Here is a 26215-nt window from a genome sequence, read left to right on the forward strand (position 1 = left end):
TCAGTTCACTTATATTTATTGCAAGTACTATGCCAACTTCAAATCGCCTTAAAAAGCGCAAAAACTTAGGCTGTAGTGACATGGATAAAAAAATTCCTGCAAATTTTGCATGCAAAATTTGCAGGAATGTAAAAATTGCACAATTAGCGCAATTCATATTCTTTTATTTTGTACCACAGTTTACGTTCACTAATCTTAAGTATGTGAGCCGTTTTGGCTTTATCGCCATGATAGTGATGAAGTGTTTTGGTTATCACCTTTCGTTCGATTAAATCCAAATCCTCACCAATATAGATAGGTATCAGCCTGGTAGTATCAGTCTGGTTTAGCTCATCCATCCCGGAAGCTTGTACTTCGACAGGTAAGTTAATGACCTGTAACATACCCTCTTCAGCAAATACCATGGCGCGCTCAATGATGTTTTCTAACTCTCGTACATTGCCTTTAAACTCATATCGGCTCAGCACCTCCAGGAAGCCTGTTTCAATACCTTTAATCTGTTTGGCCATTTTTTTATTATATTTATTGACAAAATGCTCTGTCAGCAGCGGAATATCTTCACGCCGCTGCCGCAGCGGCGGTAAATGGATCGTAACTACATTGAGGCGAAAGTATAAATCTTCCCGAAATTTTCCGTCTGCTACCATCTTCTTTAAATCACGATTAGTAGCACATATAATTCGTACATCAATTTTCCGCCTATAACCCGAACCTATCGGCGTTACCTCTTTCTCTTGAACAACACGCAGCAGCTTGGCTTGCAACTTTATATCCATCTCACCAATCTCATCCAGAAACAGCGTGCCTTTGTCTGCCAGCTCAAAAATCCCCTTTTTCCGTTGCACAGCACCAGTAAATGCGCCCTTTTCATGGCCAAAGAGTTCACTTTCTAATAGTTCTGCCGGAATAGCGGCACAGTTGAGCACCTCAAATGCCTCATGTTTACGCACACTTAAATAGTGCAGGGCTTTGGCAACAAGCTCTTTGCCTGTACCGCTTTCCCCAGATATCAGCACATTGGAGTCAACATCTTTTACTCTGTCAATATCATGGAGGATTTGGCGCATGGGCGCCGAAGTACCGACCATACCTGCTATTTCATGGCGTTCGGTCAGTTTATCATTTAAATACTCCACTTTGGATCTCATGCCAATATAATCTGAGGCATTAGTCAGCAGCATATCCAACTCGTCCATATTTATCGGCTTAGTCAGATAATAAAAAGCCCCTGCCTTAATGGCGGCTACTGATGATTTTATACTGCCGTAAGCCGTCATGATAATAACAATAATACTGCTGTCAAATTCTTTAATCTGCGTTAATACTTCCATACCGTCGGCGCTGCCCAGCTTCAGGTCAAGCAGGACTATATTAAACTCCTGTTTGGCAATAGCAGCAAGCGCTTCTTGAGCAGAGCCTGCCGTCGACACCAGATATTTATCTTCCAAAGCAAATGTCAAAGAGGTACATATTGCTGGCTCATCATCAACAAGTAGTAGCTTATGCATTGGGGTTCTCCTCTGAACTAAACTTTAAGGTTACTTCAGTGCCAATTTTTTCCTGGCTGTCAATCATTATATCTACTCCATTTTGTTTTGCCAGCTGATAACTGACAAATAAACCCAACCCTGTACCTCCTGTCTTTGTGGAAAAGAATGGTTCAAAAATGAATTTTAGGTTTTCCTGGGTTATCCCACTGCCATTATCTGAAATAATCATACACGGCTGACCATCTCTTCGCTCGCTGACAATGGCCAGAACAGGATTGTCACGCCCCTCTAAGGCTTGAAAGGCATTGAGTAAAATATTGATCATGACCTGCTTCATTTGCTGGACATCGACAGCTATAGAAATTTCTTCTCTCATATCAACCCGAAGGTTAATGCCTTGTTTAGCGATATTATCAGCAAAAAATACCATACTATTGTCAAGCAGCCGTTTGAGCGGAATCTGTTCCCGCTCCACCTTTCGCGGATTTGCGTAAGCAAGTAATTCATTAACAATTCCGTTAAGCCGTTCAATTTCCTGTGGTACGAACTGGCTTATCTTTTCCCGGAACAAAGGATTATCGTACTTAACTGGCAGTAATTCAACAAATGTCTTAATTGAGGTTAGTGGCGTACGGATTTCATGGGCTATACAGGCAACAAGTTTACCTAAAGCTTCCAGTTTATCTTTACGTTGAAGTTCTTCATTGATTTTTTCGATTTCTTTAGTACGTTTCTTAACTTCCCGCTGTAGATAAAGGTTGATCTGTATAATGATTCCCCCTAAAACAACCAATATAATAACAGCAACCATAGCAATACTCAAATTGCGTTTATAATACTGAATCGGATAATCAATCTGCTCACCAAACCACTTGGCATATATTCTATCGTATGTTCCGTTTTGCCTAATTTCTTTTAAGCCTTTATTAAAGACGGTAAGAATTGTGGCGCCATTCTTTACCGCCACGCAATAGCCTTCAGAATCTATGGCGCCACCTACGATTTTTATATAATCCTGCTTTTTAGTCCGCTGAAGGATATACTGCCCTGTTAGATTATTCCCAAAGGCGGCATCTACTTTTCCACTAAGCAGCAGTGCCATTGCCTCTTCTTGATTAGCAGTCAACACCAAATCTATCGGCTGATCTTTGAGTTGATAATAGCCAATAGCGTCTTTCTGTACGGCAACCTTATGGCCTGCGAGATCATTGATTGAAGCAATGGCCTGCATGTCCTTACGAACAAAGATGGCCAGTGAATTTATCATGTACGCTTCGGAAAAGTCATATATCTTATCCCGCTCAGCATTATACTTCATTCCCCCCACAGCGTGAACCTCACCGCGTTCGAGGGCCTTAAGTGCATCAGCCCAGGGCATAGGGCGAAATTGAATTTCGTAGCCTGTACTAAGAGCCACCGCTTTTAACAAATCAACGTTAAACCCCCGGTACACCTGAATACCATCAATAACATCAGTAAATTCATAAGGAGGAAAGTTCTCGTCACCTGCTACTATCAGAACCCGGCTTTCTGAGTTTTCTTCAGCAGTCGACGGCTGCACTCCCCCAAATATGAGGCTGCACAGCACAAAAACGGTTAACCATAGCTTGTAAATCATACGTCCTCCTGGTAAAAAGAGATGCGATTGCTATTGCATTCGACAAACATAGTGTCGAATCCTGTACCTGTGTTCAGTAACCAGATTAACTTACAATTCCGATTGAAAAAACAAGATGTACTATGTCAGCAGATGGCTACATAGTACATCTTCCTTGATTTGATTGTTGTTTCTGTTACAGCTGATTAGCTTGCCGCGCGGTAAGCATTGCCATAATTTTGTCCGGGGTAACCGGCAATATTGTAAGATTAGCATCAAGAGCATGGTTAATTGCATTTACTGTAGCTGCCGTAATTGGAATAGTCGCAATCTCACCTACGCTTTTGGCTCCATAAGGACCATAATCTTCGCCCTCTTCAATTAAGATAACTCTGACAGGCGGCATATCCGGTGCATTAACAAGATGATACTTGCTAAAACTGCTGCCGCGGGCGACACCAGACTTGTTGTCGTAAGCAAGATCTTCAGTGATTGCCATCCCTAATCCCATTTGAACACCGCCATGAATCTGCCCTTCAACAAATCCCCGGTTAATGGCTTGACCGATATCATGCACTGCTACAACGTCCAACACTTTGACAAACCCAGTATAAGTATCTACAGCCACTTCTACAAAATTCACAGCATATGAACCGGGATTGGCCGGCGATTGATAGGTGATGGTACGAATAAGTTCGACCTGATTTTTTTGTTGAATCGCGGCCGCCATTTGACCATAGCTCATTTTTTTACCAGGCTCAAGGTTATTCCAGACTAGACCATCTTCGAGTAATAATTCCTCCACATTGCACTGAAGAACCTTAGCCGCTTCTCTGATAAACATGCTGCGCAGCTCCTCGGCAGCCTGCATAGCGTTTGCACCACAAACGTGAATTACCCGGCTAGCCTGGCAACCGATATCATACGGGCTGACATCGGTATCAGCTTCAGGAGCCTCAATCATATCAAGCGGAATATCCAGAACCTCGGCTACAATCTGCTTCATGGCTGTTACCGTGCCATTACCCAAATCATGCAATCCGCCGTTGAGCATAACACTGCCGTCTTCCAGCATTCTAATCGTCATTGTACCAAATTCCTGGTATGCGCCGTAGTAGCCGTTTCCATGGGTGGCACAAGCCATCCCAACCCCTGTTTGCCATCGCCCCGTGCGTTTGGGCTGATTCCATTTTTCACTCCAGCCAAAAGCCTTGGCACCTTTAAGCACGCAATCGATAATCCTGGCGTTTCCCAGGTTGGGTCCACCGGCCGGGTCGGCATCGTAGGGGTGAACTAAGTTTTTCAGACGAAATTCGACCGGATCGATTTTTAAACGCCTCGCCGCGTTTTCTAAATTGATTTCCGCAATTGTTTGGACTTGCGGAGAACCGTAGCCCCGCGCTGCGCCCGCTATGGCAGTATTGGTATGAACAGCTATGGCTCGATAGTGCTGAGCGGGAATGCGGTATAGCCTGAACAGCTTTTTGCCCATAGCGTAGCAAATGACGCGGCCATTTGAGGTATAAGCCCCTGTATCTACAATGTGTTTCATATCCCGCGCCAAGATCTTGCCCTCAGGGCTTACCACCGTTTTTACATAACCAATAGTCTTTGTTCTGGTCCGGGTTGCAACAATACTTGCCGAACGGCCAAACTCTATTTTTACCGGCCTGTTTAACTCTTTGGCAAAATAGGCGCAGTACGTTTCAAGTATGATCTCTTGCTTGCCGCCAAAAGACCCGCCGATGGAAGTTTTGATAATCCTAACCTTATGATACGGCAGTCCTAATACCTTGGCCACAATAAGGCGTACAGAATATACAATCTGACAGGGACTGTACACTGTCATTCTTCCCTTATGATCCGGCACCGCGATACAAACATGGTTTTCCATGGCCGCATGGTGAATTTTAGGCGTTTCCACCCGGTCTTCAATGACTAACCCCTCACCTTTTGCCAAAACTGCTGCAACATCACCGTAGCTAGCTTCCATTGTCAAAAACGGATTGCCGCTGTCATGGATAACCACATTTCCGCTGAGCGCCGCTTCCGGATCAATCACTACCGGCAAAATATCATATTCTGCCTTGATCAGGTCTGCCGCTGCCTTAGCAGCCTCCTTGCTCTCTGCTACCACCGCCGCTACGGTATCACCAATATAGCGCACTACCTCAGGAAAAAGCTCCTGATCTTCAATAGCATTCTGCCCGGCAAACCACATTTGAGAGTTAAATTTTGTTTTTGGCGCATTGTCATGCGTATATATCTTTACAACGCCAGGCACAGCCATGGCCTCAGAAATGTCAATGTTCTTAATTCGACCGTGCGGAACTTCGCTAAATACCAGTTGAGCATAAAGCATCTCATCCAAAATCATGTCACCAGTATACTTGATCTGTCCGTTTGCTTTAGCCGCGCCATCATCGATGGGTATTGACCTGCCAACATATTTAAAATCACGCGCAGGTTTAGTGTCCATCTGGTCCCCTCCTGACAATATAAATAGTTAATGATTTTCGCAAGCGTCAAACAACAGTCCGGTTAAGTCATCGGCCAAGCCCCTCACTGCTGCTTTTTTATAAGGATGTGAGGCCCGGCCCATTATGGCCTCATCCACAGTTTCAGCCAACAGCTGCGCCAAATCAGAGGCAAAGCACTCATCAACTACTCGTTGACTAAAAAAATCCTGAACTTTGGCCGGACATACTGGCACTTTGCCCAGCGCTCCTAGAGCTGCCTTACCAGCAATAATCAGCCTTTTCTTCCTATCATAGCTAACTATGGCAGCCAAACTGATCTTAGCAATAGTCACCTGTGATCGGCTGCCTATTTTCACAAAACCACTGCTCGTCAAGTCCGGGGTCGGAATAACAATCTCCGTTATTAATTCTTTATCCTGAAGCCTGTTCAAGGCTTCTTCCAGTGTTAAAACGCGGGCGCCGTTCGGTCCGGCTGTATATATGAGGGCATTAAAGGCAGCAAGTACAGGCAGGCTGTCACCGGCAGGTGATGCGCTTGCAATATTGCCGCCAATTGTGGCCCGATTTCTTATCTGGACAGAGCCAACCCTGCTGGCCGCCTGGGCCAAGGCGCAAACTTTTGTTTTAATAACCGGGCTGGCCGCAATAGAGGCAAAGGTGGTTCCGCTGCCAATCCTTATTTCCGTGCCAAGATCTTTAATGTATTTAAGATCGGCAACCTGCGAAAGATCGATCACCAATCCGGCATTTCTGCCGGTACCGTTATTGATAAAATCAGTACCGCCGCTGATAAATACAGTTTGGGCCGAAGTATGCGCCAGCGCCTGTAAAACATCTTCCAGCCGCGAAAACCCCGCAATTTTATTGCCGGTCATCTGTTTTGACCTCCATTCAACGTGTCCGCAGCCATTTTAACGGCCTTGATAATATTGACATAGCCGGTACAACGGCACAGGTTGCCGGCAAGCGCTTCCCTAATTTCAGTTTCGGCCGGATTAGCATTTTTTAATAATAATGCCTTGGTACTCATAATCATTCCCGGCGTACAGTAGCCGCATTGTACGGCGCCGTTGTCGACAAAAGCCTGTTGCACAATATCAAGCTCGCCGTGAGGCGCCAGGCCTTCAATTGTCAGGATTTCGGCATTTCTGGCCTGATACGCCAGCACCATACAGGCATTAACAGCCTCTCCATTCATAATAACTGTACAAGCACCGCATTCGCCTTCGCCGCAGCCTTCTTTGGCACCGGCCAGTTTCAGCTTTAGCCGCAGCAGGTCAAGCAGCCTTTCTTGCGGTTCTATCTCTAACGTATGGTGCTTTCCGTTTACTGTAAGGTTAATTAGCATTTCTTCCCTCCTATCAGATTATCGGGCATTTCTTTGCCGGAAATTTGCCGCCTTATCCGACAAGCGAAGTGCGCAGTTGGCTTATGCTATGTTTTACATAACATAAGGAGGGGAAGACTGTAGATATACAGGCTTCCCCGGGATACCGCCTGCTTAGTCTTCTTCTGTCACATCGTCACTGGATGCCTTTTGGGTAAAGAACACTTTGCATGCTGCGATAATTTGGAACAGGAATACAAAGAGCACCAAAAATCCGCCTGCCGTTGCCAGCGCCTTAACGCCGTCAACACCCTGAGCGCCGCCGCCGAAGGCTGCCATGACCACAGCCACGGTACCGATGATAATACCCCAAATGATCTTGATGAAGCCAGGAGGCTCGGTACCGATAGGAACGTCCTTCATGCACATGGAACCTACGTTTGTCAGGGTAGCGTCAGCCGCCGTAACAAAAGAAATGAAGATGATAATGATATTCACAGGAATAACGATGGCCCCAAGGCCGAAGGGCAGATGCTTGAGGAACTCCCACAGCGCCATAACCGCGCCGCCCTCTTTGATAGCGCCCACCAGGTCGGCCGCGCCGGTCATCTGCATGTGCAGTGCGCTGTTGCCCCAGATACCGAACCATACCAGGCCGAACACCGAGGGAAGAATCCAGTTAACGACGAGAAATTCCCGGATGGTTCGCCCCCTGGCCATCATGGCCAGGAAGATGCCGGTTACTGGTGCATAAGCAATCCAGCAGGCCCAGTCAAACAAGGTCCAGGAACGTGTGAGGGCTGCGCCGCCGATATCGATGGGATCCAAGCCCCACAGCCAAAAGTATTGCAGCCACTCGGCCAGGCCGGCGGTGCTGTTGCGCAATATGAACAGCAGGGGGCCGGTGAACAGCAGCAGGGCTAAAATGCCGTAGTAGAACCAGGCGTTGAGATTACCCAGCACCTTCAGGCCCTTATCCATGCCGATGTAAGATGAAAAGGTAAAGCTGGCAATTAACACCACGCCAATCATCACAAACAGCGCCAGGCTTTCCTGTATGCCGTAGGTGCGCAGGCCGGTAACTACTAAAGTGATGCACATGGCAAGGCCGCCGCAGATGCCCACGCCCAGAGCCAGCATGGAAAGACAATCTACACATGAGGACAAAGCACCCTTGGTGATCCGCTGGCCGAAAACAGGCTGAAGGGTGGCGGTAACATTAAGCTTTTGCTTTTTGTTAAAATACAGGTAGGCTACCAGTACGCCGCACAGGGCATAAATCGAATAGGGCATAAAAGTCCAGTTATAAAAGCTGCGCCCCATGGCAAATCGCGCCGCTTCGGCGGTAAAGGGCTTGATGCCCAGCCCGTCCAGTTCGCCCCAGACATTGCCGTAATAGATCAGTGGCTCATTGACGCCCCAGGTGACAATGCCTGTGGCAACGCCACCGGTAAGGGTCATGGCAAACCAGGTCCAGAAGGGGTATTTGGGTTGGGCCTCCGCCCCGCCCAGCTTGATGTTGCCTACTTTTGAAAACGTGATAATGGCCACCAGAATGGTACTGCTCATTAGCACATACTGGTATAACCAGCCAAAGCTCTCCAAAGACCAGACAAAGAACGCCTGGGAGCTTTGGGTCAGCGCCTTGTTGTTCACAATTCCGATGATTGCCGCCATGCCGAAGAGAATGATGCCTGGAATAAAAACGTCCTTGCGGACACCGTCCAAAAGGCCCTTACCGGAGTTTTTCTCTACCGGAGTATGGATTTGTGTACTCATAAGTTCTGCCTTCCTTTCGTGCGCACATTGTGCGATTCATATAGTTTCGATTAACCTCCTCATTTGATTTAGAAACATTAGCACAGACTTTGCGGGAGTTGTAGCTGCGTGTCCCTCCTTCCATGTTATCAGTCCCTATCCGGCAGTATTTAATTATTAATTGCGTCTAAAAGGACGCCGGATTTTAGTAACTCATACGCCTTGGCAATGTCGACTGTAAGATTGCGGTCTTGTGCCAGAAATGGAATGACCTCGCGGATCTTTTGGTGCACAACGCGCCCGGCGATACCAAATCTGAACTGTTCTTCTTGCCGCAAATCACAGGCCTGCGCAGCATGGATGGCCTCAATTCCGAGTATATAATAGAGATTATCAACAATCTTCCGGGTCTTTTGCACCACATAAGGCGTATTGCTGCAATGGTCTTCAATATCACCAGCAACAGCATAAAAGTCCATACTTACCGGATTAGCCAGATGCCTGATTTCGGCGTCCAGTGCAGTAAATGGTTTTTGAATTGTGCCAAAAGCAATTACATGCTCCGGATCAGGCGTCAAAAACCGTGGCAGACCGGTAAAGTGCCCGGTACTTAACTTGATGGTGCGGAAGCAGGCTGCCCGCGAAAGATGGCTGAGCGCTATCCCAAGCATCTCAAAAGCTACCGCCCAGTTAACGACTTCAAAATTGCCGCAGGACATGATGGCATTTTGGTTCATTAGAACACAAGGATTATCATCAGAAGAGTTCATCTGGATGTCCATAAGTTCTTCAAGATAGTACAGTGAGTCGCGGACAGCACCGTGGATATGGCAGGCGCAGCGGAAGCATAGCGGATCTTGCAGGGCATTGGCAATATTCGGCAGCCAAAGATAACTGTCCTTAAGAAGTTTCCTCACATTGGCCGCACTTTCGTTCTGTCCTCTGAAGCGGCGTACCCGGTTGATTTCTCCGTTAAGGGGACTGACATTCCCCTTAAAAGCTTCCAGGCTAAAACTGTATATTACGTCTGCAAGTTTAATGAGTTTTTTGAGTTCATATAAAACCAAGGCCCCCTGACCAGCGGCCAGCGCGTTAGAGCTAACCAGTGCCAACCCATCTTTCGGCCCTAAAATAAGCGGTTCAAGGCCAACTTTAGCCAAAGCGTCTTGGGCTGGCAGTTTCTCGCCGTGATAGTAGGCGTCTCCCTCGCCAATCATCGTCAACGCAATATGTGACAGGCAAGCGATATCCGCCTCCCCGATTGAACCTCGTTCCGGCACAACTGGCGTAATATTGTTGTTGAGAAGGTCGCGATACATGTAGGCGATCGCCGGACTCATGCCGGTGTAGCCAAGCAGCAGCGTATTGAGCCTTATTACCATCATAGCCCGCACTTCTGCCAGTGATGCCTCCGGACCGATGGCTACGCAATGCGACCTAACCATATTGACGTTGAACTGATTATAGTGCTCAGTCTCTACTTTTGTATCCTTATTAGCACCAACCCCTGTGTTAAACCCATAAACCGGAACATTGCTGTTAGCAAGCTTGTAGACAAATTCCCTGGATTCTACCAGCTTTTCTTGCCCCGCCGGAGCAATTACCACTTGCGCACCATGAATGGCTACTTGTGCCACCTCTTCAATCGTGAGGCTCTCGCCTGTAAGCATAACTGCATTATTGTTCAAAATATCCGCTCCTCCCATTGTTCTTGTCTTCTCATTGGCAAGCTATTATAAAAATTAATATTTCTTAGTTATTATAATCGTTGCATCGTCAATATAACGTCAAAACATATTTAATGCTTATCACGCCCTATTTTTGCAGCAAGTTGCTCCAACATACTAGCAATTTCATCTGTTTCATTTACTGCTCCAGCAATCTTGACAGTTGCCTCTGCTATCTCGTTTATCGCTGCCTCGACCTGGCTAATCTGGCAGTATCCTTGCTCACTGTCAGCTTTAATCGCACCGATAATCAACTCAATTTTGCTTATAGATTCAGCGCTCCTTGTAGCTAGCTTACGTATTTCCTCAGCGACTACACCAAAACCACGCCCATGCTCACCCACCCGCGCAGATTCGATGGCCGCATTAAGTCCAAGTAAGTTACTTTGGGCAGCTACAGATTTGATAAGGCTAAGCACTGCATCAGTCTCCCGCATACGGTTTTTAGCTGCTATTGAAGACTCCGCCATTTGCCGGGTCATAGCTGCCAGATCTTGCGTCTGTCCGGATATACTTTCAGTAGCGCCAACAAGTATGCTAAGACCTTTTGACATTTTTTCGGCAAGCTCGCGCAGTGCCTCCTCCTTATCAATAGGTTCTGACAGGCTAACCGCTCCCACCACTTTTCCATATTCGTCCACAATAGGCGCAGCGAGGGCTACAATAGCTACACCATACGCACCTTTATCAAGTTTAGCGATAACAGTGCGTTTCTCATGAATTGCCTGATAGATTGCATATCCAGGTTTAATCGGCGTTCCTACTGGGATTTGGGGACCAAATTCCTTGCCAGGTTTAGAAAAAATGAACTTTTCGCAATCAGTTACACTAACACCTATTTTTCCAAAAGACAACTCCCATATATAGGGCATAACATATATAAAATAATCCAATACATTATTATACATAAATTCTCCCATCTTCATTTCAATCAATTTTTGCTCTTACAACCGCTCTGCTTAAAAACGGTCCGTAATTTATCACTACAGCTACGAGTAAGTTTCCAAAAAACAACACAATACCGTTAGGAAATCGCTCTAACCATGGTTTTGACTTGTCTTTCCTTTTATTCCTCCTACGAATGCTTATAAATTTTCATATATATAACATGTTTTGCAAAAATTGTGCCAATAGAAGTACATTTGTCAATAGATCCATTTTTTCTTTAATTCTTGCATTTTACACTAAAACGTTTTTTGTTATACCGCATTATAAATATCAACCGCATCGAAATTTTGCGCAACATTTTATTGCATGTATATCTTTACATCCAACCAATTATTGGTTAAAATATTGTTAACAATTAGCAGATAGTGAGTTGAAAAAATATTGGATTCTATCGATAAATCATTATATTTAGAGACTATTACAAACTTCATTCAAGATGCGGTATATGTAATCAATAAGCACGGCGAGGAATTGTTTTATAATAACAAGATTGAACGGTTTGAGCCTTCCCAACGAAACTATATGCTTGAGGAGCTTCGTGGTGTATTTTTTACCGGCAAACCCTCCTTTGACAAATATAATAAGTATCGCACAGTAGATCACCGTGAAGTACACATGCTTTCTACCATAGTACCGATTGAAAACGAAGGCGAGATTGTCGCAGTTTGTTCAATTAATAAAAACATTACCGAAATGACCAATTTACTTAACAAAGTATACAAACTGCAAGAGCAGTTGCAAAATTACTGTCATAGCAGCAATAAATTGCAGAATGGCACCAGTTATAATTTTGAATGTCTAATTGGTAAAAGTCCTCAAATTGCGACAGTGATTGATAAAGCAAAAAAAGCTGCACTTAGCTTTGCCCCCATATTATTAACCGGCGAAACTGGTACAGGAAAAGAGATTTTTGCCCAAAGCATCCATAACTACGGCCCTACTTCTTCCCATCCGTTTGTTGCCTTGAATTGTGCAGCGATACCTGAAACTTTACTGGAAAGTATGATTTTTGGCACAACCAAGGGAGCTTTTACCGGAGCTGAAAACACACCGGGGTTATTGGAACAGGCCGGAAAAGGCACATTGTTCTTAGATGAAATAAATAGCATGAGTCTAGTTCTGCAAGCAAAGCTTCTACGAATTCTTGAGGAGAAAAAATTCCGCCGTCTTGGCGGTACTAATGAAGCACCCGTTAATTGCCGGATAATCAGTTCTACCAACGTCGATTGCCACAAGCTGCTGGCAGAAAACAAGATGCGCGAAGACTTCTACTATCGCGTGGCTGTTGTTAATCTAAATATTCCACCGCTGCGGGAAAGGCAAGAAGATATTTTGCTGCTTGCCGAATACTTTATCAGTAGATTTAACAAAGTGTATGGCAAACAAATAACTAAGCTTTCGGCTGATCTCGAAAACATATTTCTTAATCATAAATGGCCGGGCAATGTTCGTGAGTTATGCCATGTGTTGGAAAATGCCATTAGTTTTTCTGAAAATGAAGCAATCCTGACTTCAAGCTACCTGCCCGATTATTTTCATAAACAATATTTACTCACTAAACGCCCTACATTGTTAGACAACCTAAAACCCCAATCATTGCCCCAAACACTTGATGAAGTTGAACGCAAACTGATCATAGATGCCCTTACATCAAATAACGGCAATATTACGAGAGCAGCCTCGTCACTTGGAATACACCGTCAGAACCTTCAGGTCCGTATAAAAAAATTAAATATTACCAAAAACGTACATTTTGCTGCCGAATAATAAAGAGCGACTGCAGCTCTAGTGCAATACATAATAAAAAGGACTGATACTCGTCTCGAGATCAGTCCTTTTTTCTTAAAATAATTAGCCAATAACCTTGCCGGCAACTGCTACAAGCTCATTATGAAGACGCTCGTCCTCTTTTATAATGAGTGCCATTTTAGCTTGAATATCATTTTGATAACCTTGTTCTTTTATACTGCTCAGATTAATTTTTACATTATACAGCGCACCATGCAAACCTGCATGAGCCATGAGTCCTGCTACAGCAGCATCACTTGCGGCGTTAGTGTTGCCAATGGCTAATACCCGCACTGCCATTGATAATACCTTTAAGCAGCATGAGGCAACATCCAGCGGCAGATTGGTGGCATATACCATTGCTTGCTGAATGGCTTCACTGCGTGCCAATTTCTCATCCTCTGCTACCTTGGGGAGTTTATATGCTGCCATTACTTTGTTAAAAGCCTCCGTATCGGCATCAACACATCTGGCAAGCACATTTGATAATTGATCAACTTCCACAAGAATTGCCTCTACCTCACTCTGTACTTCAGCATATTTGCTGCTACCTACTGTAAGACGGCAGACCATTGCCGTCAAGGCCCCTCCAAGCGCGCCGGCCAAAGCCGAGATACTACCGCCGCCCGGAGCAGGTGAGTTTGATCCCAATTCTTCAAGAAACTCGTTAATCTTCATTTGAATTAACATGTTATCCAGCCCCTTTATCAAAGGTTTTCTTCTAATACTTGCTTTCGGTCAAAACCCTCTAGACGCAGGTAGAAATCTGCAGTATCAATCAGCGCCTGCAGCGGCACCATACCGACAATCTCACTGCCGATGACGTTTACGCCATAACGCGCTGCTTCCGATTTAACAGTCTCAAATACCCTGTGCAGCGGCGTGCCGGTATAATCGACCATATTGATAGTTACTTGTGCCATATTCCGCTCTTCAATCATAACCCCCATAGCGCGGCAAAATTTATAACCGCCCTTGGCTTCACGTATGCTTCCGGCAATTTTTTTAGCGATATTGACATCACTGGTACTCAAATTTATGTTATAGGCTATTAGAAATTGCCTTGCGCCAACGACCGTCGCACCTGCAGCCGGATGCATGCGGGCAGGGCCATAGTCGGGCTGGCGTTCAGGGGTGGTGATTGCTGTTTTCAGTCCTTCATACTCACCTTTCCGGACATCAGGCAGTTTGACCCGCGCCGGCGTTTTGGCTGCTGCTTCATATAAATACACTGGGATGTTAAGCTTTTCACCAATTTCCCGGCCTAGTTCATTCGCCAGCTGAATGCATTCTTCCATAGTGATCTCACTTACAGGAATAAACGGAATAACATCAGTTGCACCAACTCTGGGATGCTCTCCCTGATGCTGTTCCATATCAATAAGTTCGGCGGCTTTAGTGCAGGCGTTAAAAGCAGCCAGTTTAGCAGCCTGAGGATCGCCGACAAATGTAACTACAGTACGATTATGACTGCCATCTGAGTTGACATTAAGCAGTGTAACACCTTCAACATTTTTTACTTCATTAACAATAGCCGCAATAACCTCCGGCCGCCGTCCCTCACTAAAATTTGGTACACATTCTACAAGTTTTGCCACAATTATAACTTCCTTTCTAGTTGTATTGGACAGCTTTATTCCAAATAAGCTGTCCATGTTTTATCACTTTGTCCACAATGTTCATACCGGCATGATACACCAAAAACAGGTGTGATGGATATTCCAGAATTACAACATCGGCTTGTTTACCGATCTCCAGACTGCCAACCCGATCTGCCCGGCTTACTGCTGCCGCACCATTAATGGTCAGTGCCGTCACAATCTCGGCCGGTTTCATCCCTAACTGAATTGCAGCAAGAGATGCCACCAGCGGGATAGAATGGCTAAAGCAACTGCCAGGATTGTAGTCTGTCGCCAGCGCCACAGCAGCCCCGCCGTCAATCATTGCCCGGGCGCGTGCATATGGCTCGCGCAAGCAAAATGCGGTCATTGGCAGCAGGGTAGCTACCGTGCTTTTTCTTCCCAAAGCTTCAATGCCAGCATCTGATGCCTGCAGCAGATGGTCAGCAGAACAAGCATCCAGCTCTGCAGCCAGCTCTGCCCCACCTAAAGGGACAATCTCATCCGCATGCAACTTGGCTTTTAAGCCCAGATTTTTTGCAGCTTCCAGCAGTCGCCGGGACTGGGCTAGCGAGAATACACCCTGCTCGCAGAATACATCACAGAACTCGGCAATCCCCTGCTCAGCCACGGCAGGCAAAACATCTTTAATAATGTACTCAACGTACTCATCTGTACGTCCTTTATATTCGGGCGGCACTGCATGTGCCCCCATAAAGGTTGGTACTATTTCTACAGGCTGTTCCCGGTTGAGTTCAGACATAACGGCCAGTTGCCGTAATTCAGTTTCTTTATCCAGGCCATAGCCACTCTTGCCCTCCACCGTAGTTACACCCATAGCCAGCATACCAGCCAGCCGCCGCCCGGCCAGTTCCTTCAATTCCTCTAAACCAGCCGCCCGGGTTGCCTGCACAGTGTTCAAGATTCCGCCGCCACGCTCTAATATTTCCAGGTAGGGTGTACCTCCCAAACGCCAGAAAAACTCCTCTGCCCGATAGCCGCCAAATACCATGTGCGTGTGAGAATCAACAAACCCTGGCATAACACACTGCCCGGCTGCGTCAATTACCTCCCACTGGCTTTCGTCAAGCGCAGGCAGTTCTGCTGTAGGCCCCACCCAGATAATCTTGCCATCCTCAGCAAGCAGTGCACCGTCCGGAATAATCCCGATATCGCTCATAGCCTGCCCCTGCTTTGGGGCTGATCCGACACAAGTAACTAGTTCTGCCGCATGTTTAATCAGCAATTTTTTACCTGACATCTTTCTGCTCCTTCTTACATATACAACGCATTAAGATTTTGCAGGCAATGCACCGACTGCATGCGCCTGCAAAATCCTTTACTGCGGAATATATAAATATGATGTTCGGCGCCTACTTTGCAAACACTTTGTCAACAATGCTGTCAATTAGGCTTTCCGCCGGAATATAAGGCAGTGTTGCATGGCCTTTACCAGCATACTGCTGGTTGAATTCTACAATGGTTTCAATTGAATGTTCGTTTCTGGCCCACGCCCGGCGGGCCACACCGCCAATAACATCCCACAGCATTGCCTGGCGCAAAATCTCATCAACCCGCTCGCTGCCGTCTAGCACCATGCCAAAACCACCATTGATAGATTTACCAATCCCAACACCGCCACCATTATGCAAAGCAACAAGGCTCATGCCCCTTGCCGCATTACCGGCAAAACACTGTACTGCCATATCTGCCATAATATTGCTGCCATCCTTGATGTTGGCAGTCTCCCTGAATGGTGAGTCTGTACCGCTGACATCATGATGGTCGCGTCCCAGCATAACAGTCCCGATTTCTTTATTGCGAACCATATCATTAAATTTCAGAGCAATCTTGAGACGCCCTTCAGCGTCCTGATACAAGATCCGCGCTTGAGTCCCTACTACCAGTTTATTTTGTTCAGCATCACGAATCCAAATGTAGTTATCACGGTCTTGGCCGCGCCTGTTTGGGTCAATGCACTCCATCGCAGCCCTGTCAGTCTTACGCAAATCCTCCGGATCACCGCTCAGGCAAACCCAGCGGAAAGGTCCATAACCGTAATCAAACAGTTCCGGGCCCATGATATCTTCGACATATGACGGGAAAATAAAGCCATCCCGCTCGTCGTAGCCATTCTTGGCAACCTCTTTAACACCAGCATCATACACAGCTTTTAAGAAGGCGTTGCCGTAATCAAAGAAATAGGTTCCCCGTTCTGCCAGTATCTTAATAAGTTCAAAATGGCGCTGCAAGCTCCTATCAACCAATTCACGGAACTGCTTCCGGTCTGCTGCCAGGAGATTGGTCCGTTCTTCAAAACTCAATCCTTGCGGACAATAGCCGCCATCATAGGCTACATGACAGGAAGTCTGGTCAGAAAGCAGCGGAATCTGTTTATTGTGTTTGACTGCATACTCCAATAAATCCACAACATTGCCGTGGTAGGCAATAGATATCGGCTCTTTTTTTGTTTGGTACTCTTCTGCCAGGTTAAAAACTTCATCTAAATCTGAGGAAATTTTGCTGACCCACCCTTGATCATAGCGCGTTTTGATCCTTGAATAGTCCACCTCGGCAACAATACCCACACCGCCCGCAATCTCAATGGCTTTAGGCTGGGCGCCGCTCATGCCGCCTAGTCCTGAAGAAACAAACAAATGACCGCGAAGATCTCCGTCCGCCGGTACGCCCAAACGTTTTCGGCCTGCGGTAAGAAGGGTATTAAAAGTGCCGTGCACAATTCCTTGCGGTCCAATATACATCCAGCCGCCTGCAGTCATCTGGCCATAATTAGCCACACCCATTTGTTCGGCAATTTCCCAGTCATCCTGGTTATCAAACATACCAATCATTAGCGCATTAGTTATAATTACCCTGGGGGCTTCCGGGCGTGAGGGGAATAACCCTAGCGGATGACCGGATTCAACAACAAGCGTCTGATGGTTAGTCATGACTTCGAGATATTTTTTGATAAGCTGGTACTGCAGCCAGTTTTGGCATACGCTCCCTGTTTCACCATAGGTAACAAGCTCATACGGATAAAGAGCAACTGCTGGGTCTAAGTTGTTCTCTATCATTACCTGGAAAGCCTTGCCCTCTACGCAATTGCCTTTATATTCATTAATTGGTTTACCGCAAATTTTTTCCTTTGGCATATACCGATAAGCATAAATCCTGCCGAGTGTACGCAGTTCCACCATAAACTCAGGAGCCAATACATTATGCAACTCTTCTGGCACATAGCGCAGTGCATTTTTCAAGGCCACTTTTGTCTGTGCCTGAGTCAAACGAAACCCTCTATTGGGTGCACGTCGAATTCCAGCTTCAAATACCGGCATTTCTGGCAGCACATTATCCAGCTTGATTTGCATAGCATTACTAATCCCATTATTACTAATAGACATAATTACCCCTCCAAACATGGCTTTATAAGTATCTTACTTTTAAAAACAATATAGCATACGGTGCGTCAACAAAACGTCAAAACAAGTTTATGAACCTATATAGTTTTAAGGAAGACCAAAACCAACACTGCGGTCTTGATCTTCCCAAGTATTCCTTACGCTTTATTTGACCTCCGCATACACCTTGTCCAGCATTATTTGCTCAAACTTATTCCCTATTTTATTAAAAGTAGTCTTACCTTGCCGGTAGTATTCCTCAATTGGGAATGGTAAATAGTCTGCAAAAACTGCTTTTACCCGAGTATCTTGCTGCATCCTGATACCAATCTCCAACTTTGCTCTTGCTGTAAGCCCAGCTTGATAATTGTCATGGTAACGCTGGAGGAAACCATCTGCTTTTTCCAGGTAACTGCGCCCTTTATGCAAACAGTTATCTCTAACAGCTAGTAAGGCAAGTAGGGTGTGCAACGTACAAAAGCTTCTAAGGCACCAAAAGCCCTGATACTCGCCAAACTGTTCTTCAAGGGTCAGTGCATCTTCCAAATACGCAAAAGCCTTTCCGTATTCCCCCAAGTCATAGGCCGTATGTCCTGCATTGATCAGAAAGATGGCAACACCGGCACTTATATTGCTTCGCCCGGCAACCCTTATTGCTTGTTCATAATAATAAAGCGCCTCGGCCAACTCAGCCTCCATTCGCCTTAAATCTCCGATATAGTTATAGCTGGCGGCAATATGTAAGTTAAACTCACCCCGTCTTTCTCCCAGGCGCTTGTAGTGAGAAATTGATTGACGGTAACACTGCTCTGCCAAGCCTTTATCCTGGCGTAAAGCATAAGAAATACCAAGAAACCTCTGTGTCGCAGCCCTTTTTTCTTCTAAATTGGCGTCCTTTGCCGTTTGTAACAGCTTATTGGCAAAAAGTTCAATAAGTTTAGGGTTGCGAATTTGAATCGCACAATATACGACTTGTTGATAACCTTTTATTAAATAGTCAGTGAACCCTTTCTTTGACGAAAGGCGCAGCATCTGATGGATGGCTTTTAAGCCGCTCAGATGATCCCCGCGCCATATATGAAAGCGGCCCAACATCTCAAGATACGCTGCCCTAAACCGGCTTAAGCTCTCCTGGGATACCTGCCCCTCTCCTAAAGCAGCAAGCAGCACTTGGATCTTATCCAGATAGCCCATGATCTGCAGTTTGTTTTCAAAAATAAAACCATTACCACTATACGTTTCACTAAATTCAGGAAATAATTCATACTGTGGACAACAATATCTTTCTGCAATCTTAATTGTATATTCAAGTACCTTTATTTTTTCATCAATCTGAGAATAGTGGTATAGGATTTCAGAGCATAAATCCCGTCCGCATGAATCTTTATTCATCAGGTCTTCTAAATAGCTGCCTGCCCGCTTGTGGATCATCCTTTTCCTGGAAGATGATAGTTCAGCATATACGTAGCTTCTGATGCGAATATGATTATATTTATATACCGGCCCTCTTAGCCCTGGGCTTGCACCATCAATTTCCTGGATTAAGCGCTTGTGCTGCAGTTCCTCGATTGCTTCCACTATTTCAAACTCGTTCATCCCGCACACAGCTAAGAGCTCATTATAACCGACATTGTTGAAGAAAGCTGAAATAACATCAAGCACCTTTCTGGCGTTATCAGACAGAGCATTAACCTGCTCATGCAAGACACTCCGCAGGCGTGGTGACAGCCGGTTCACATTTTGTCCCATCTTAATCAGCTTAAAGCTCTCAACTAAGAACAAGGCGTTTCCGTCAGTATACTCATACAGTTTTTGCTGAAGGCTGGCAGTTATTTTATCTGCCGGGAGCATCTGCTCAGAAAATCTGGCTACTTCCTCCAGGCTAAAATTTTCTATTATCAGGTGCTCAACCAAGCCGTTCCGGCTAAAATCCCGGATAAACAGCTCGACCTGTTCCTGATATTCGCTCCGGCAAGTTGTAATACACAAAATTTGCTGCTTCGGTGCCCGCAGCAGTTGGCGTAATACTGACAGGCCTTGAGTATCCAGCCATTGAACATCATCGACAATCAGTAAGACTTTTCTATGGGCGGCAATCTTCCCCAATATACTGCACATAACCTCTTCAATCATACCTGAGTGAATATTATACCCATTGGGCGTCTGGCTCTGACAGGCAATCGCATTATTACTGAGAACTGCCGGAAAAACATAGGAAATAACCTGATACCAGACAGCAGGTAACACTACACCTTGCTGTGTCAACAAATCCATTGCCTGGCAGAAGATGTTATTCCAGGCCTTATATGGATAATCTTGCTCAGCTTGATAACACTGGGTTCTTAAAACCGTTATGCTGTCGGCAGCTATATTTTCCTGCAGTCGCTGGACAATTGCTGTTTTCCCGACTCCTTGCTCCCCACTTAAAATAGTAAGTACACTCTGAGAGCAGCCTGCACAAAAATCAGCTACAATACTTTTCAGCCATTGAAATTCCCGTTCACGCCCAAAAAAACTCTCTGCAGTTTGTTCAGCAGGCTCAGCAAGATGGTTGAGTATTTTCGACCTAACGCGTTCATACGCTTCTTTTGTCTTGTCTTGTGGGCTAATTCCCAATTCACTGCTAAGCTTTCTCTTTAGAGAGTCATAGAGTTCAATTGACTTATTAAAAACGCCGGCTCGCTCGTAAACCTTCATCAGTGTTCTGTAAGCACTCTCATTATACTCATCCAGCACAATGAGCTGCTTAAGATAGCGCTCAGTTGCGCTATAATCTTTATTGTTTAGCTGGCTTACAATGACCTTGGTAAGCCGCGCAATCATGTCCTCTTTGCAACTCTCCCGCTGTCTGCTTACCCAAGCTTCAAAGTCCTCTGCGTCTTTACAGGTAAAGCCTGCTAAAAATTCCCCTCTATATAATACCAGCGACTCTTCTGGTGAGACTGCGTAAAATTCTTGAATATCTGTAGTAATACTGACTGCCCCGGTATTTAATAAAATATTCGTCCGTGAAGGTGTTAATACTAAATCTTCTGTTGTCAGCTTCTTTAGCAGATATAGTGTGTTGCGTAGATTCTGTTTAGCAGCCTTTTCCTCCATATCTTGCCACAACAATGCTGCTAATTCTTCCCTTGAAGAATTTTTTTTAACTAATAGGTAATACAACAATGCTTCCATCTTAGCAAAAGGAAAAAACAGCCGTTTTCCATTCCAATATATTTCGGGACTCCCCAATAAAACCGCAGCTAACTCATTCATATCATCAATCCTCGTACCCATGCTTTATATTATGTACGCTTTGCACAGACTTTTCGACACGTACTGGTACAAATCCTGTCATTACAATTTATAGATAGCCAAATTATTCAAATATTGATACAATCAATCTGTATTTGTGCTTATTGAGAGGAGAAAACTATGATAGTCGAGTTAATAAAACAAAATGAGCAAACCACTAGTAATTGGTCTGGCGGTACAACAACGCAAATCGCCATTTATCCCAAAGATGCCATCTATAGCGAGAAGAACTTTATGTGGCGTCTTAGTTCAGCCCGCGTAGATTTGGAAGAATCGACTTTCACCTCTTTACCCGGGATTTGGCGGCTGATCATGGTACTTGAAGGTGAAATGAAACTCGAGCATACAGGCCACCACAGTGTATATCTAAAACCATTTGAACAGGACAGCTTCAGCGGCGACTGGACAACGACAAGTTTGGGTAAAGTACGTGATTTCAATCTGATGATGGCAGAAGGTTGTTCCGGGGAATTAATGGCTATCGAAATTAAAGAAAAAACTAGCAGCAAAATGACCATACATAATCCAAACCCTGACCGTTATTCCAAAATGACTTCTGCCTTCTATTGTGTCGTTGGTAAGTTAAGTATTACTATTGACGATACAGACATATATGAGCTAACCCAAGGAGACTTGCTGCTGCTAAGCCCTAACAAATACCCTGAGAACCTCTCGATTACTATCGCTAATACTGGAAATAGTCAAGCCTATATAATTAAAGCAGACATAAAATATTATTAAATTAAGAAAGCACTATTTGCCCTGAACGGGCAAATAGTGCTTTCTTTTCTTACAATTTTTTAGACTTTAACTGTTTTATTCTTTGGCAGCAGCTGCTTCTGCTATAGCCTCGTTATACATTTTTGCTAAGCGCTTATATGAGTCGCGTCTTTCAGCTGCGTCTTTAGCTGTTTTGTCAAACAATTCGTCGGCCTGTTCAGGGAACAGCTTTTTGAGCGAGGAATACCGCACTTCGCCCATGAGGAACTCTTTGAAGTCGGCTGTAGGTTCTTTAGAATCAAGGCTGAACGGATTCTTGCCAAGCTCTTTGAGGGCTGGATTGTAGCGATACATGGACCAGTAACCGGCTTCGACAGCGCGTTTGCACTCAAGCTGGCTGTTACCCATACCTACTTTCAAGCCATGGTTGATACATGGGGAGTAAGCGATGATGAGGGATGGTCCTGGATATGCTTCCGCTTCAGCAATTGCTTTAAGAGTCTGTGCTTTGTCAGAACCCATGCAGACTTGAGCTACATAAACATAACCATAGCTCATGGCCATCATGCCAAGGTCTTTTTTCTTAGTCCGCTTACCACTGGCCGCAAACTGGGCAATAGCAGCAGTTGGCGTAGATTTTGAGGACTGACCGCCGGTATTGGAATAAACCTCGGTGTCAAACACAAACACGTTGACATCTTCACCAGAAGCCAGGACATGGTCCAGACCGCCGTATCCGATATCATACGCCCAGCCGTCGCCACCAAAAATCCACTGGGAACGTTTAACAAAGAAGTCTTGGTAACCATCAATTTCGTCAAGGAGTGCGTTGGAGCCTTTAGCGTTCTTCAGAGCTGCGCTGAGTTTATCAGCTCTTTCACGGGAACCGGCGCCAATATCTTTCTTGGCCAGCCATTCCTCAAGCGCTACTTTTACATCACCGCTAGCACTAGTCAGTGCCTCGCTTACCTTGGCTGCCAGCCGCTGGCGAATTTGATTCACACCGACTTGCATGCCCAAGCCAAATTCGGCATTGTCTTCGAACAGGGAGTTCGCCCAAGCTGGGCCGTGGCCACATTTATCAGTGCAGTACGGAGTTGCTGGCGCAGAAGCACCCCAGATGGAGGAGCAACCGGTCGCATTGGCAATCATCATGCGGTCACCGAACAGTTGGGTTACAAGCTTAGCATAGGCAGTTTCCAGACAGCCTGCGCAAGCACCAGAGAACTCAAGGTACGGAGTTTCGAATTGGCTACCCTTTACGGTTTCTTTATTTACCGGGTTAGGCTTCTTGGAGAGCGTCATGGCATAATCCCAAAGATCTGCCTGAGCCATTTGGCTTCCAATCGGCTCCATAGTTATAGCTTTTTCTTTGGCTGGACAAACTTGAACGCAGTTACCGCAACCAGTGCAGTCTAACGGCGATACAGCGATACGGAATTGGAGATCAGCGGCACCGGTAGCTTTCTTGGTATTGAAGCCGGCAGGAGCGTTTTTGACTTCCTCTTCATTTGCAAGCACCGGCCTGATACAAGCGTGCGGACAAACAAAAGAACACTGGTTACACTGGATGCACTTTTCAGCATCCCATGCAGGAACCTCTACGGCAATGCCACGTTTTTCATAGGCAGCAGTTCCCATCGGGAAAGTTCCGTCTGTAATACCCATTTCCTTAAGAACACTAACAGGCAGTTTGTCGCCTTCGGTGCGGTTCATCGGGATAACAACCTTCTTAATGAACTCAGGCACTTCTTTGGTAGCAACTTCTGCGTCTTTCGCATCCTTCCAGGATTCGGGAACAGTTATTTTTACCATAGCGTTTACGCCTTTGTCGATAGCAGCAAAGTTCATATTGACAATTTTTTCGCCCTTTAGGCCATACTCATCGACAACTGAATTTTTAAGATGTTTTATAGCCTCTTCAACAGGAATGATGTCAGCTAATTTGAAGAACGCCGATTGCATAATCATGTTGATACGGCCACCGAGTCCGATTTCTCTGGCTATTTGCACCGCGTTAATGGTGTAGAAGTTGATATTGTTGTTAGCGATAAATCTCTTTACACTTGCAGGCAGATTTTCTTCCAGTTCCTTCTCATCCCAAATGCAGTTGAGCAAGAAAGCACCATTTGCTTTTAAGCCATCCAGAACATCATATTTTGAAACATAGGATTGGTTGTGGCAGGCAATAAAATCAGCTTTATTAATGAGATAAGGGGATTTAATAGGCTTTTTGCCGAAACGCAGGTGGGAAACAGTTATGCCGCCTGACTTCTTGGAGTCATAAGCGAAATAGCCTTGCGCATACAAGTCAGTTTTGTCACCGATGATTTTAATAGCCATCTTGTTGGCGCCAACGGTACCGTCAGAACCCAGACCCCAGAATTTACATGCCCGAGTTCCTGCCGGTGTGGCATCGATATCTGCGCCCAGAGGCAGGGAAGTATTGGTGACATCATCGATAATACCAATAGTAAAGCCATCCTTTGGTTCGTTGGCTTTAAGGTTTTCATAAACGGCAGCAATGTGGGACGGAACAACATCTTTTGAACCCAGACCGTAGCGGCCGCCAACAATAACCGGCTGCCAGTCTTTGCGATAAAACGCATTTTTAACATCAAGGTATAACGGTTCGCCAGCACAGCCTGGTTCTTTGGTACGGTCAAGAACAGCGATTTTTGTAACAGTCTTAGGAATGTATTTCATGAAGTGCGCAATGGAAAAAGGACGATAGAGGTGAACGGTAAGTAGACCTACTTTTTCACCATTGGCATTCAAATAATCAATGGTTTCCTCAATAGTTTCACAAACAGAACCCATGGCAACAATCAAACGATCAGCATCAGGCGCACCATAGTAGTCAAACAGGTGATATTCCCTGCCGGTAACTTCTTTGACTTTTTCCATATACTTTTCGACAATTTCCGGTAGTGCCTCGTAATATTCGTTAGAAACTTCGCGGCCCTGGAAGTAGATATCCGGGTTTTGGGCGGTACCCCTGGTGACCGGATGGTTAGGATTGAGAGCCCGTTTCCGGAAATCTGCCAAAGCGTCTTTATTAACAAGTTTAGCTAAGTCATCATAATCCCAGGTTTCGATCTTTTGAATCTCATGAGAATTCCGGAATCCATCGAAAAAGTTCAGGAATGGAATACGGCCTTCGATAGCGGCCAAATGGGCAACGGCTGCCAGGTCCATTACCTGTTGTACACTGCTTTCAGCAAGCAAGGCGAAACCGGTCTGACGGGTCGCCATTACATCCTGGTGATCGCCAAAAATATTGAGTGCTGAAGCGGCCACGGCACGAGCACTTACATGTAATACGCCGGGCAACAGTTCCCCTGCAATTTTGTACATGTTAGGAATCATTAAGAGTAGACCTTGAGAAGCAGTAAAAGTAGTAGTCAGAGCGCCGGCTTGCAGTGAACCATGTACAGCGCCAGCTGCACCAGCCTCAGATTGCATTTCAACAACCCGTACTGTTTGCCCAAAGATATTCTTGCGCCCTTCTGATGCCCAAGTGTCAACGTTCTCTGCCATGTTGGATGACGGTGTGATTGGATAAATTGCTGCAACTTCTGTAAACGCATAGGCTACGTGAGCTGCTGCGGCGTTGCCATCCATAGTTTTCATTTTTGCCATCGGGGATCCCTTCCTTCTTTTAATATTAGAATAGCGTCTATCCGAAGTTACCTGACGAAGAGACACTAATAACTAGCCAAGAACAAAGAGTATAATTCATTTGCAACAAAAAAAAAGCTTCTGTTGCTAAGCATGCTTTGGTATATTCTATACTTTCTTTCAACATGCTTCTAAATCCTGCTAGAATATGAAATTTTTACGAAAAAATAGCAGATTTTCGATCTTTTTTTGTGAAAACTATAACATTTCATTTGATTTTTCTCTATATATTTGTTATAATATTTTCTGATTTTTTAAAATAGATTTAAAAATCTTCATATTTGGTTTATTTAGACCTTAATAAAGTTTGGTATAATAACAAAACTTTGAGCAACCTATCTCCTAGGTGACGGCTATGGATCATTGTATTATGGTCTGGTGG

At 45.2% G+C, this 26215-nt stretch carries 16 protein-coding genes; 2 read left to right on the forward strand and 14 right to left on the reverse strand.

Annotation, left to right across the window (positions count from 1 at the left end):
* Positions 1-143 precede the first annotated feature (143 nt).
* From B9A22_RS12130 to B9A22_RS12165, 8 genes are all read right to left on the reverse strand, one after another.
* Positions 144-1508 carry a sigma-54-dependent transcriptional regulator gene (locus B9A22_RS12130; RefSeq protein WP_084575993.1) on the reverse strand — a complete coding sequence of 455 codons (1365 nt, stop codon included), beginning with the start codon at positions 1506-1508 and terminating at the stop codon, positions 144-146.
* Complete coding sequence (locus B9A22_RS12135; RefSeq protein WP_084575994.1) at positions 1501-3108, reverse strand: transporter substrate-binding domain-containing protein; 1608 nt, start codon at positions 3106-3108, stop codon at positions 1501-1503. The genes B9A22_RS12130 and B9A22_RS12135 overlap by 8 nt, the downstream gene beginning before the upstream one ends.
* A gap of 175 nt (positions 3109-3283) precedes the next feature.
* A complete protein-coding gene (locus B9A22_RS12140; protein WP_084575995.1) occupies positions 3284-5566 on the reverse strand; it encodes a xanthine dehydrogenase family protein molybdopterin-binding subunit in 2283 nt (760 codons plus the stop codon).
* A 27-nt stretch (positions 5567-5593) separates the two neighbouring features.
* Complete coding sequence (locus B9A22_RS12145; protein ID WP_084575996.1) at positions 5594-6442, reverse strand: FAD binding domain-containing protein; 849 nt, start codon at positions 6440-6442, stop codon at positions 5594-5596.
* Complete coding sequence (locus B9A22_RS12150; RefSeq protein WP_084575997.1) at positions 6439-6915, reverse strand: (2Fe-2S)-binding protein; 477 nt, start codon at positions 6913-6915, stop codon at positions 6439-6441. The genes B9A22_RS12145 and B9A22_RS12150 overlap by 4 nt, the downstream gene beginning before the upstream one ends.
* 153 nt (positions 6916-7068) lie before the next feature.
* On the reverse strand, positions 7069-8673 hold the full coding sequence (locus B9A22_RS12155; protein WP_084575998.1) for a BCCT family transporter: 1605 nt from the start codon (positions 8671-8673) through the stop codon (positions 7069-7071).
* Between the two features lie 149 nt (positions 8674-8822).
* Positions 8823-10340, reverse strand: a complete 1518-nt coding sequence (locus B9A22_RS12160) for an HAL/PAL/TAL family ammonia-lyase (protein WP_217805946.1) — start codon at positions 10338-10340, stop codon at positions 8823-8825.
* A gap of 110 nt (positions 10341-10450) precedes the next feature.
* Positions 10451-11287 (reverse strand): methyl-accepting chemotaxis protein, encoded by an 837-nt coding sequence (locus B9A22_RS12165; protein ID WP_176215495.1) that lies wholly within the window; start codon positions 11285-11287, stop codon positions 10451-10453.
* A 421-nt stretch (positions 11288-11708) separates the two neighbouring features.
* Between B9A22_RS12165 and B9A22_RS12170 the strand changes: the two genes are divergently transcribed.
* Entirely contained in the window at positions 11709-13094 is a 1386-nt protein-coding gene (locus tag B9A22_RS12170; RefSeq protein ID WP_084576001.1) for a sigma-54 interaction domain-containing protein, read from the forward strand.
* A gap of 84 nt (positions 13095-13178) precedes the next feature.
* Here B9A22_RS12170 and B9A22_RS12175 read toward each other — a convergent pair whose 3' ends face one another.
* The 5 genes from B9A22_RS12175 to B9A22_RS12195 all read right to left on the reverse strand — a co-directional run bounded on the left by B9A22_RS12175 (position 13179) and on the right by B9A22_RS12195 (position 21393).
* Entirely contained in the window at positions 13179-13805 is a 627-nt protein-coding gene (locus tag B9A22_RS12175; RefSeq protein ID WP_084576002.1) for a cyclodeaminase/cyclohydrolase family protein, read from the reverse strand.
* Between the two features lie 17 nt (positions 13806-13822).
* Positions 13823-14713, reverse strand: a complete 891-nt coding sequence (ftcD, locus tag B9A22_RS12180; protein WP_084576003.1) for a glutamate formimidoyltransferase — start codon at positions 14711-14713, stop codon at positions 13823-13825.
* A 16-nt stretch (positions 14714-14729) separates the two neighbouring features.
* Complete coding sequence (hutI, locus tag B9A22_RS12185; RefSeq protein ID WP_084576004.1) at positions 14730-15995, reverse strand: imidazolonepropionase; 1266 nt, start codon at positions 15993-15995, stop codon at positions 14730-14732.
* A 112-nt stretch (positions 15996-16107) separates the two neighbouring features.
* Positions 16108-18138, reverse strand: a complete 2031-nt coding sequence (locus B9A22_RS12190) for a urocanate hydratase (protein ID WP_084576005.1) — start codon at positions 18136-18138, stop codon at positions 16108-16110.
* A gap of 162 nt (positions 18139-18300) precedes the next feature.
* Positions 18301-21393 (reverse strand): ATP-binding protein, encoded by a 3093-nt coding sequence (locus B9A22_RS12195; protein ID WP_176215496.1) that lies wholly within the window; start codon positions 21391-21393, stop codon positions 18301-18303.
* Positions 21394-21552: 159 nt separating this feature from the next.
* Between B9A22_RS12195 and B9A22_RS12200 the strand changes: the two genes are divergently transcribed.
* Positions 21553-22173: a HutD/Ves family protein gene (locus tag B9A22_RS12200; protein WP_084576007.1), complete on the forward strand. Its 621-nt coding sequence runs from the start codon at positions 21553-21555 to the stop codon at positions 22171-22173.
* A gap of 75 nt (positions 22174-22248) precedes the next feature.
* On the opposite strand, the gene nifJ is transcribed toward B9A22_RS12200, so the two are convergent.
* On the reverse strand, positions 22249-25794 hold the full coding sequence (gene nifJ, locus B9A22_RS12205) for a pyruvate:ferredoxin (flavodoxin) oxidoreductase (protein WP_084576008.1): 3546 nt from the start codon (positions 25792-25794) through the stop codon (positions 22249-22251).
* Positions 25795-26215: the final 421 nt, after the last annotated feature.

The sequence above is a fragment of the Sporomusa malonica genome (genome assembly GCF_900176355.1).
Classification (GTDB): Bacteria; Bacillota; Negativicutes; order Sporomusales; family Sporomusaceae; genus Sporomusa; species Sporomusa malonica.